This is a genomic window from Pulveribacter sp. (genome assembly GCF_032079985.1).
Taxonomy (GTDB): Bacteria; Pseudomonadota; Gammaproteobacteria; order Burkholderiales; family Burkholderiaceae_C; genus Melaminivora.
In genome coordinates, this window is record NZ_DAMATK010000002.1 from 263248 (window position 1) to 273937 (window position 10690).

The 10690-nt window shown below is 66.4% G+C and carries 11 protein-coding genes and 1 tRNA gene (1 of these 12 cut by a window edge); 10 read left to right on the forward strand and 2 right to left on the reverse strand.

Annotation, left to right across the window (positions count from 1 at the left end):
• Positions 1–13 precede the first annotated feature (13 nt).
• A complete protein-coding gene (locus RT282_RS07510) occupies positions 14–424 on the reverse strand; it encodes a hypothetical protein (protein ID WP_313313007.1) in 411 nt (136 codons plus the stop codon).
• Positions 425–668: 244 nt separating this feature from the next.
• Positions 669–1865, reverse strand: coding sequence for an amino acid aminotransferase (locus RT282_RS07515; protein WP_313313009.1), 1197 nt, complete (start codon positions 1863–1865; stop codon positions 669–671).
• Positions 1866–1982: 117 nt separating this feature from the next.
• On the opposite strand from RT282_RS07515, the gene uvrB reads away from it, so the two are divergent.
• The 10 genes from uvrB to RT282_RS07565 form a co-directional block, all read left to right on the forward strand.
• Entirely contained in the window at positions 1983–4070 is a 2088-nt protein-coding gene (gene uvrB / locus RT282_RS07520; protein WP_313313011.1) for an excinuclease ABC subunit UvrB, read from the forward strand.
• Between the two features lie 227 nt (positions 4071–4297).
• Positions 4298–4834, forward strand: a complete 537-nt coding sequence (gene iscR / locus RT282_RS07525; RefSeq protein ID WP_106846561.1) for a Fe-S cluster assembly transcriptional regulator IscR — start codon at positions 4298–4300, stop codon at positions 4832–4834.
• 83 nt (positions 4835–4917) lie between these two features.
• Positions 4918–6138, forward strand: a complete 1221-nt coding sequence (locus RT282_RS07530) for an IscS subfamily cysteine desulfurase (protein WP_313313013.1) — start codon at positions 4918–4920, stop codon at positions 6136–6138.
• 33 nt (positions 6139–6171) lie between these two features.
• Positions 6172–6576 (forward strand): Fe-S cluster assembly scaffold IscU, encoded by a 405-nt coding sequence (iscU, locus tag RT282_RS07535; protein ID WP_312304518.1) that lies wholly within the window; start codon positions 6172–6174, stop codon positions 6574–6576.
• Positions 6577–6593: 17 nt separating this feature from the next.
• Entirely contained in the window at positions 6594–6917 is a 324-nt protein-coding gene (iscA, locus tag RT282_RS07540) for an iron-sulfur cluster assembly protein IscA (RefSeq protein WP_312304520.1), read from the forward strand.
• A gap of 182 nt (positions 6918–7099) precedes the next feature.
• Positions 7100–7618, forward strand: a complete 519-nt coding sequence (hscB, locus tag RT282_RS07545) for a Fe-S protein assembly co-chaperone HscB (protein ID WP_313313015.1) — start codon at positions 7100–7102, stop codon at positions 7616–7618.
• A 39-nt stretch (positions 7619–7657) separates the two neighbouring features.
• Complete coding sequence (hscA, locus tag RT282_RS07550; RefSeq protein ID WP_313313016.1) at positions 7658–9532, forward strand: Fe-S protein assembly chaperone HscA; 1875 nt, start codon at positions 7658–7660, stop codon at positions 9530–9532.
• A 38-nt stretch (positions 9533–9570) separates the two neighbouring features.
• On the forward strand, positions 9571–9906 hold the full coding sequence (gene fdx, locus RT282_RS07555) for an ISC system 2Fe-2S type ferredoxin (RefSeq protein ID WP_313313018.1): 336 nt from the start codon (positions 9571–9573) through the stop codon (positions 9904–9906).
• 6 nt (positions 9907–9912) lie between these two features.
• Positions 9913–10629, forward strand: coding sequence for a DNA polymerase III subunit epsilon (gene dnaQ / locus RT282_RS07560; protein ID WP_312304531.1), 717 nt, complete (start codon positions 9913–9915; stop codon positions 10627–10629).
• 41 nt (positions 10630–10670) lie between these two features.
• Positions 10671–10690: transfer RNA gene (locus tag RT282_RS07565), tRNA-Val, on the forward strand; it runs 155 nt beyond the window's last position.

Below are 10690 nucleotides of genomic sequence, written 5' to 3' on the forward strand. Positions count from 1 at the left end.
CCGCCTGCCTCCATCAGGCAGGTGCAGTGATCAGATCTTCGATGATCAGCCGACGGTAATAAAAAGCCGCCAGGGCTGCCTGCGCCTGCAGCAGGTCGCGCAGGCTGTCGGGCGTGTCGTCGTCCGCGGCCTCAAACAGCAGAGCGTGGCAGCCGCCGCTGGCCAATTCGGCAATGCGGCGCACGATCACGCCTTCCGCGCCCACCGAGGGCAGGGGGGTGTCGGCATTGCCCAGGGTGCGCACGACGTGCTCCAGGATCTCCTGTGGGCGGGCATGAGCCACGTCGACGTGCCCCCCGTCGGACAGGGCCTGCCCGGCCTTTCGCGCAGCATCTTCGTCCTTGAACAACGCAAAGACGTATCCGGTCGGATAGAAGGTGCCGGAGGCGGAAGTCATTTCGGGGGTGAGGACGAAAGGGTTCATGGCACAGGTCTCCGGCTGAAATGATTGCTGCCTATTGGAGCTTTGCAGCGCGGGCGGCCGTGTCAGGGCCGGTACGCGGTGGCTGTCGGACGTGGCCGCACCGGATGCAACAATAGTAGTCAAATCGGCCTCAAGACCAGGCGGGGCAAGCGCAAGCAGCTATTGTTTCCATAGTGCCGTGCCTCCCTGCCAGCCATGAAAAAACCGCCCGAAGGCGGTTCAGTCAGAAGCGTTGGGGCAGGCCTTACATGACCTTGGCGATGGATTCGCACACATAGTCGATGTTCTTGCTGTTGAGCGCGGCCACGCACATGCGACCGGTGTCGGTGCCGTAGACGCCGAACTCGCTGCGCAGGCGCACCATCTGGTCCTTGGACAGACCGGAATAGCTGAACATGCCGATCTGCTGGGTGATGAAGGACATGTCCTGCTGCACGCCGGCGGCCTTCAGGCCATCGACCAGTTTCTGGCGCATGGCCTTGATGCGTACGCGCATGTCGCCCAGCTCCTGCTCCCACTGCGCACGCAGCTGCGGGTCGTTCAGCACCGCAGCCACCACTGCGCCGCCGTGCGTGGGCGGGTTGGAATAGTTGGTGCGCACGACGATCTTCAGCTGCGACAGCACGCGCGCGGCCTCGTCCTTGTCCGCGGCCACCACCGACAGGGCGCCCACGCGCTCGCCGTACAGCGAAAAGCTCTTGGAAAACGACGTGGACACGAAGATGTTCAGGCCGGCAGCGACGAACTTGCCGATGACGGCGCCGTCCTCCTTGATACCGTGGCCGAAGCCCTGGTAGGCCATGTCCAGAAAGGCGACCAGGCCGCGCTCCTTGACCACCTTCACCACCTCGTCCCACTGGGCGGGCGTCAGGTCGTAGCCGGTGGGGTTGTGGCAGCAGGCATGCAGCACTGCGATGGTGCCGGGGGCGGCGGCGCGCAGGTCGGCCAGCATGCCGTCGAAGTTCACCGAGCGCGTGGCCGCGTCGTAGTAGGCGTAGGTGCCGACCTCGAAGCCGGCGTTGGTGAACAGCGCACGGTGGTTTTCCCAGCTGGGGTCGGAGATCAGCACCTTGGCGTTCGGGTTGAGCTTCTTGAGGAAGTCTGCGCCGATCTTCAGGCCGCCCGTGCCACCGATGGCCTGCACGGTGGCCACGCGGCCGGATTGGACCACGTCGGAATCGGCGCCGAAGACCAGCGCCTTGACGGCGCTGTCGTAGGCGGCAATGCCGTCGATGGGCAGGTAGCCGCGCGCGGCGGGCTTGTCCATCATGGCCTTTTCGGCCGCCTGCACACAGGCCAGCAGGGGCAGCTTTCCGTTGTCGTCGAAGTACACGCCCACGCCCAGGTTGACCTTCTTGGGGTTGGGGTCGGCGTTGAATTGTTCGTTCAGGCCCAGGATGGGATCGCGGGGCGCCATTTCGACGGCGGAAAACAGAGACATGGAAAGTCCTCGAAGGGGTGGAATTGCGGGCGGGCGGCCTTAGGTAAGCTGTCTAAGCTGTCGCACAGCCAACCATCAATTTTACGGCGATGCGCCGCGCGCGTTCGCCCCGCCACCATGCATGAAGTCATCACCGAGCCGGCCACCGAGGGCGGGCAGTTCGTCCAGTACCCCGGCTCGCCCTTTCAGCTCTACCAGCCCTATCCGCCGGCGGGCGACCAGCCCGAGGCGATCGAGCGGCTGGTGGAGGGCGTGCAGGACGGCGAGGTGTTTCAGACCCTGCTGGGCGTGACCGGCTCGGGCAAGACCTTCACCATGGCCAACGTGATCGCTCGGCTGGGCCGGCCGGCCATCATCTTTGCGCCCAACAAGACGCTGGCCGCGCAGCTGTACAGCGAGTTTCGCGAGTTCTTCCCGAAGAACGCGGTGGAGTACTTCGTCAGCTACTACGACTACTACCAGCCCGAGGCCTACGTGCCCCAGCGCGACCTGTTCATCGAAAAAGACAGCGCCATCAACGAGCACATCGAGCAGATGCGCCTGTCGTGCACCAAGAGCATCCTGGAGCGGCGCGACGTGGTCATCGTGGCGACGGTGTCGGCCATCTACGGCATCGGCGAGCCCGAGAGCTACCACCGCATGATCATGACGCTGCGCACCGGGGACAAGCTGGGTCAGCGCGACGTGATCGCGCAGCTGATCCGCATGCAGTACCAGAGGAACGACCAGGACTTTTCCCGTGGCAAGTTCCGTGTGCGCGGCGACACCATCGACGTCTTCCCGGCGGAGCACTCCGAGCTGGCCGTGCGCATCGAGCTGTTCGACGACGAGGTGGAGAGCCTGCAGCTGTTCGACCCGCTCACCGGGCGCATCCAGCAGAAGATCCCGCGCTTCACGGTCTACCCCAGCAGCCATTACGTGACCCCGCGCGACAAGGTGCTGACCGCCGTGGACACCATCAAGGCCGAGCTGGCCGAGCGCCTGAACTTCTTCGAGCGCGAGGGCAAGCTGGTCGAGGCCCAGCGCCTGGAGCAGCGCACGCGCTTCGACCTGGAGATGCTCAGCGAGGTCGGGCACTGCAAGGGCATCGAGAACTACACGCGCCACCTGTCGGGCTCTGCGCCCGGCCAGCCGCCCAGCACGCTCACGGACTACCTGCCCAAGGATGCCCTCATGTTCCTGGACGAGAGCCACCAGATGATCGGGCAGCTCAGCGCCATGTACAACGGCGACCGCTCGCGCAAGACCACGCTGGTGGAATTCGGCTTCCGCCTGCCCTCGGCGCTGGACAACCGGCCGCTCAAGTTCGAGGAGTTCGAGGCGCGCATGCGTCAGGTGATCTTCGTGTCGGCCACGCCGGCGGACTACGAAAAGGAGCATTCCGGCCAGGTGGTGGACCAGGTGGTACGCCCCACCGGTCTGGTGGACCCGCTGGTGGAGGTGCGCCCCGCCACCCACCAGGTGGACGACGTGCTGCAGGAGATCCGGCTGCGCGTGGACAAGCACGAGCGCGTGCTGATCACCACGCTGACCAAGCGCATGGCCGAGCAGCTGACCGACTACCTGACCGACAACGGTGTCAAGGTGCGCTACCTGCACTCGGACATCGACACGGTGGAGCGGGTGGAGATCATCCGTGACCTGCGCCTGGGTGCGTTCGACGTGCTGGTGGGCATCAACCTGCTGCGCGAGGGGCTGGACATTCCCGAGGTGTCGCTGGTGGCCATCCTGGATGCGGACAAGGAGGGCTTCCTGCGCGCCGAGCGCAGCCTGATCCAGACCATAGGCCGCGCGGCACGCAACCTCAACGGCATGGCCATCCTGTATGCGGACCGGGTCACGGACTCGATGAAGAAGGCCATCGGCGAGACCGAGCGCCGCCGCGCCAAGCAGATCGCGCACAACGAGGCCATGGGCATCACGCCGCGCAGCATCGTCAAGCAGGTGCGCGACCTGATCGACGGCGTATACAGCGAAAAGGCCGGCCAGGAGGCGCACCGCCTGGAGCAGGATGCCGCCCGCCAGGCGGAGCTGGACGAGATGTCGGAAAAGGACATCGCGCGCGAGATCAAGCGGCTGGAAAAGCGCATGCTGGAACACGCGCGCAACCTGGAGTTCGAACAGGCGGCACGCACGCGCGACCAGTTGGCCCGGTTGAAGGACCGCGTATTCGGCGCCCACGGCGGGGACCACGCCGTGGTGTGACCGTTGAGGGAGAAATGTGACTGATGAGTTCACTTACCCGACAAAAAAGATCGGGATTTGTGCTACAATCGCCTCACACATTCAGAAAAAAACAACCCCACGACTGAGAGCAAACCCCTAGACCGCGTGCATGGGGCAAGAAGGGCGGGGACGGTGCCGAAGGCCAGCGCAGGCTGCTGCCCCACGGCTTTTCATAACGATCAAGCCTGACCTTGAAGGAGCTTGCGATGCGTCTCACCACCAAAGGCCGTTTTGCGGTCACCGCCATGATTGACCTGGCCCTGCGCCAGAACAACGGCCCCGTCACGCTGGCGGCAATCAGCCAGCGCCAGCAGATTTCCCTTTCGTATCTGGAGCAGCTGTTCGGCAAGCTGCGCCGCCATGAGCTGGTGGAGTCCACCCGTGGCCCCGGTGGCGGCTACACGCTGGCCCGCAAGGCAGGCGATATCACCGTGGCCGATATTATCGTCTCGGTGGATGAGCCTATTGACGCCACGCAATGCGGTGGCAAGGAAAACTGCCTGGGCGAAGCCGGCCGCTGCATGACGCACGAGCTGTGGGCCGCGCTGAACCAGCGCATGGTCGAGTTCCTGGACTCGGTCACGCTGCAAAAGCTGGTGGACGAGCAGCTGGCCAAGGGCATCCAGATCGAGGACAAGCCGGTCACGCGCCGCGCCATCTCGACCACGCCCGTGGTCAAGCCCATCCGCGTGAACGCCCCCAACTCGGTGTTCGCCCTTGGCAACGCGTTTGCCAAGTCGTGAAGACCTGCAATGCGTTTGCCAAGTCGTAAAGCATTCGATCCCGATAACAACACAACGCCAGCCGGAAGCAGCCTGAGCCAGCCATGGACATGACCCCGCACTTTCCCATCTACCTCGACTACGGCGCGACGACCCCCGTGGACCCGCGCGTCGTGGACGCGATGATCCCCTGGCTGCGCGAGCACTTCGGCAACCCGGCGTCGCGCAGCCATGCCTGGGGTTGGGAGGCGGAAGAAGCCGTGGAAAAGGCCCGCGGCCAAGTGGCCGACCTGATCGGCGCTGACCCGCGCGAAATCGTCTGGACCAGCGGTGCGACCGAGTCCAACAACCTGGCCATCAAGGGCGCTGCGCACTTCTACCAGGGCAAGGGCAAGCACCTGATCACCGTCAAGACCGAGCACAAGGCCGTGCTGGACGTGATGCGTGAGCTGGAGCGCCAGGGCTTTGAGGTGACCTACCTGGACGTGCAGGAAAACGGCCTGCTGGATCTGGAAGTCTTCAAGGCCGCCATTCGTCCGGACACGGTTCTTGCCAGCGTCATGTTCGTGAACAACGAGATCGGCGTGATCCAGGACATTCCGGCCATCGGCGCCATCTGCCGCGAAAAGGGCGTGCTGCTGCACGTCGATGCGGCCCAGGCCACCGGCAAGGTCGAGATCGACGTCAAGCAGCTGCCCGTGGACCTGATGAGCCTGGCCTCGCACAAGACCTATGGCCCCAAGGGCATCGGCGCGCTGTACGTGCGCCGCAAGCCGCGCGTGCGTCTGGAGGCGCAGATGCACGGCGGCGGCCATGAGCGCGGCATGCGCTCGGGCACGCTGCCTACGCACCAGATCGTCGGCATGGGCGAGGCCTTCCGCATCGCCAAAGACGAGATGGCGCAGGACGCGGCCAAGGTGCGCGCCCTTCAGCAACGCCTGCTGAACGGCCTGAAGGACGTGGAGCAGGTGTTCATCAACGGCGACCTGGAACGCCGGGTGCCGCACAACCTGAACATGAGCTTCAACTACGTCGAGGGCGAGTCGCTGATCATGGGCATCAAGGGCCTGGCGGTTTCCAGCGGCTCGGCCTGCACCTCGGCCAGTCTGGAGCCCAGCTACGTGCTGCGCGCATTGGGTCGCAGCGACGAGCTGGCGCACAGCAGCCTGCGCATGACCATCGGCCGCTTCACGACTGAGGAAGAGATCGATTACGCCGTGCAGACCATTCGCCACAACGTGGCCAAGCTGCGCGAATTGAGCCCGCTGTGGGAGATGTTCCAGGACGGTGTCGATCTGAGCACCATCCAGTGGGCGGCCCACTGATTGCGGCAAGACAAGGAATAGGAGAACGACACCATGGCTTACTCTGACAAGGTTATCGACCACTACGAAAACCCGCGCAACGTCGGCTCGTTCGACAAGGGCGACGAAACGGTCGGCACCGGCATGGTCGGCGCACCGGCATGCGGCGACGTGATGAAGCTGCAGATCAAGGTCAACCCCGACACCGGCGTGATCGAGGACGCGCGCTTCAAGACCTACGGCTGCGGCTCGGCCATTGCCTCGTCGTCGCTGGTGACCGAATGGGTCAAGGGCAAGACGCTGGACGAGGCCGCTGCGCTGAAGAACAGCGAGATCGCACAGGAGCTGGCGCTGCCGCCCGTGAAGATCCACTGCTCCATCCTGGCCGAGGATGCCATCAAGGCCGCCGTGAACGACTACAAGGCCAAGCACGGCGCCACTGCCGAAGCGCTGGCCTGACGACAGGAGCGGCGCACATGGCCATCACCCTGACCGAAGCCGCCGCCCGGCATGTGACGCGCTATCTGTCGCGTCGCGGCAAGGGCGTGGGCGTGCGGCTGGGCATCAAGACCACGGGCTGCTCCGGCCTGGCCTACAAGCTGGAGTACGTGGACGAGCAGGACCCGGCCGACGTGGTGTTCGAGGACCACGGCGTGAAGCTCATGATCGACCCCAAGAGCCTGGCCTACATCGACGGCACCGAGCTGGACTTCGTGCGCGAGGGGCTGAACGAGGGCTTCAGGTTCAACAACCCCAACGAGCGCGACCGCTGCGGCTGCGGGGAGAGCTTCCGCGTCTGAAGAGCCGGGCCGCGCTGCCGGTGCGCCCGCCGTACGAACCGCCATCGCGTCGCGTGCTGGCGGTTTTTTTTGGGGATGGTGCTTCAGAAACAATAGCTGCTCGCGCTTGAATATCGGGGTTTTGACCATGAAAACCATCGCAAAACAGCTCTGGAAAAGCGGCAGCTGCTCACATTTTTGATATGAACCTGCAATCCGACGATTTCGAACTGTTCGCCGTGCCGCGCCGCTTCGCGCAGGACCGCGCCCAGCTGGACGCGCGCTGGAAGGAGCTGCAGCGCGAGGCCCACCCCGACCGCTTCGCCGCCCAGGGGCCGGCCGCGCAGCGCGTGGCCATGCAGTGGTCGGTGCGCATCAACGAGGCCTACCAGCGCCTAAAAGACCCGCTCAAGCGCGCCGCCTACCTGTGCGAGCTGCACGGGGCGCCCATCCGCGCGGAGGACAACACAGCCATGCCGGCGCAGTTTTTGATGCAGCAGATGCAGTGGCGCGAGGCCCTGGAAGAGGCCGAGTCCCCCGCCCAGCTGGACGCGCTGGAGGACGACATGGACGGCGAGCGCCGCGCCGCCACCACCCGGCTGCAGCAGCTCATCGACGAGCAACAGGACTGGGCGGGCGCCGCCCGCGAAGTCAGAGCCCTCATGTTCATTGCGCGATTCGGCCGCGATATCGAACTGCGCCGGGAGCAGCAGGGACAATAACGGGTTGCCCCAAGAATCCACGGAACAAGAAACAACGACATGGCGCTTTTGCAGATCTCCGAACCCGGCCAGTCGCCCGACCCGCACCAGCGGCGCATCGCCGTCGGCATCGACCTGGGCACCACCCACTCGCTGGTGGCCGCGGTGAAAAGCGGCACGGCCGAGTGCCTGCCGGACGAGCAGGGCCGGGTGCTGCTGCCCTCCGTGGTGCGCTACCTGCAGGGCGGCGGGCGGCAGATCGGCTATGCGGCGCTCGATGCACAGCGCCAGGACGCGGCCAATACCATCGCCTCGGCCAAGCGCTTCATGGGTCGCGCGCTGGGTGATATTGCCGACCGCGCCAGCCTGCCGTACGACTTCGTGCCGCCGCAGGCGCCGGGCGAGGGCGGCATGCTCAGCCTGCAGACGGCTGACGGCATCAAGTCGCCGGTGGAGGTCAGTGCCGAGATCCTGGCCACGCTGCGCCAGCGCGCCGAGGACAGCTTCGACGCCGACCTGTACGGCGCCGTCATCACCGTGCCCGCCTACTTCGACGACGCCCAGCGCCAGGCCACCAAGGACGCCGCCCAGCTGGCCGGCCTGCACCTGCTGCGCCTGATCAACGAGCCCACGGCCGCGGCCATCGCCTACGGGCTGGACAACGCTGCCGAGGGCGTCTATGCCGTCTACGACCTGGGCGGCGGCACCTTCGACATCTCCATCCTGCGCCTGACCCGCGGCGTGTTCGAGGTCATCGCCACCGGCGGCGACTCGGCCCTGGGCGGCGACGACTACGACGCCGCCCTGGCCGCCTGGGCCCTGCAGCGCCTGGGCCTGAGCGCCGACACGCCCGCCGACAAGGCCGCCGTGCGCCTGGCCGCGCGGGCTTGCAAGGAGGCCCTGACTGCTCACGAAACCGTAGCGTTCAGCGCAGAGCTGGCGGGCGTAAACCACCAATTGGATGTCAACCGCGCCGACTTCGCCGCAGCCACCGAGGCGCTGACCCAGCGCTCGCTGGCCGCCGTGCGCCGTGCGCTGCGCGACGCCCAAATCGGGCGCGACGAGGTGCAGGGCGTGGTGCTGGTGGGCGGCTCCACGCGCATGCCCCAGGTGCGCCGCGCCGTAGCCGACTTCTTCGGCCGCGAGCCGCTGACCAACCTTAACCCGGACGAGGTCGTGGCCCTGGGCGCCGCCATCCAGGCCAACCAGCTGGCCGGCAATGACAACGCCGGTGATCTGCTGCTGCTGGACGTGATCCCGCTGTCGTTGGGGCTAGAGACCATGGGCGGCCTGGTGGAGCGCATCGTGCAGCGCAACGAGACCATCCCCACCGCCAAGGCGCAGGACTTCACCACCTACAAGGACGGCCAGACGGCCCTGGCCATCCACGTGGTGCAGGGCGAGCGCGACCTGGTGGCGGACTGCCGCAGCCTGGCGCGCTTCGAGCTGCGCGGCATTCCGCCCATGGCGGCAGGCGCGGCACGCATCCGCGTGACCTTCACGGTGGACGCCGACGGCCTGCTGAGCGTGAGCGCGCGCGAGCAGGGCAGCGGGGTGGAGGCGCGCATCGACGTGAAGCCGTCGTACGGCCTTTCGGACGAGCAGATCGCCCGCATGCTGCAGGAAGGCTTTGCCACCGCGCAGCAGGACATGCAGGCCCGCGCCCTCGCCGAGGCGCGCGTGGACGCCGACCGCCTGCTGATCGCCACGCAAAGCGCCCTGGATGCGGACGGCGACGTGCTGGACGCCGCCGAGCGCGCCGCCATCGACACGCTGATGCAGGCGCTGCGCGCCGCGCTGCAGCAGGATGCGGGCGCTGCCGAGGTGGAAGCCGCCACCGCCGCCCTGGCCAAGGGCACCGAAGGCTTTGCCGCCCAGCGCATGAACCGCGGCATCCGCCAGGCCCTGGCCGGCAAGAGCGTGGACACGCTCTGACGCACGAGAGAACGCAAAGAAAGCACACGACAAGCACCATGCCCGTCATCAAGATCCTGCCCCATCCCGAATACGCCCCCGAGGGCACCGAGATCAGTGCCCCGGCCGGCACCTCCATCTGCGAGGCGCTGCTGGAGGGCGGCATCAACATCGAGCACGCCTGCGACATGAGCTGCGCCTGCACCACCTGCCACGTCATCGTGCGCAAGGGCTACGACTCTCTGAACGAGGCCGAGGAAGAGGAAGAAGACCTGCTGGACCGCGCATGGGGCCTGGAGCCGCAGTCGCGCCTGTCCTGCCAGGCCATCCTGGCGCAGGACGACGTGACGGTGGAAATCCCCAAATACACCATCAACCACGCGCGCGAGAACTGATCGGCCATGACCCGCCAGATCGTCCTCGATACGGAAACCACCGGCCTGTCGGCCGCCGACGGCGACCGCATCCTCGAGCTGGGCTGCGTGGAACTGGTGCACCGCAAGCTCACCGGTAACAACCTGCACCTGTACATCAACCCCGAGCGCGAAAGCCACGAGGAGGCGCTGCGGGTGCACGGCATCACCAGCGACTTCCTGCGCGACAAGCCCAAGTTCGCCGAGTGCGCGCGGGACATCCTGGACTACCTGCGCGGCGCCGAGCTGATCATCCACAACGCCAGCTTCGACGTCGGCTTCCTGGACAAGGAGCTGGAGCTGCTCGGCCTGCCGCCGCTCGCCGAGCACGTGGCCGGCATCACCGACACCCTGGCAATGGCCAAGGAGATGTACCCGGGCAAGCGCAACTCGCTGGACGCGCTGTGCGACCGCCTGGGCGTGGACAACTCCGGTCGCCAGCTGCACGGCGCGCTGCTGGACGCGGAGCTGCTGGCCGACGTCTACATCAACCTCACGCGTGGGCAGGATGCTCTGCTGATCATGGACGAGGCCGGCTCCGGCGCGGACGGCCAGCCCCTGTCCGCCGTGGACCTGAGCCAGTTCGCCCTGCCCGTGCTGGCGCCCACCCCCGAGGAGCTCGCCGCGCACGAGGACGTACTGGCGCAGATCGACAAGGCCAGCGACGGCAAGACGGTTTGGCGCAGTTTCTCCGCCGCGGCCTGAAACCTGTGCCATAATCGCGGGCTTGTCGCATAGCGCGACGCGGGTGATTAGCTCAGCGGTA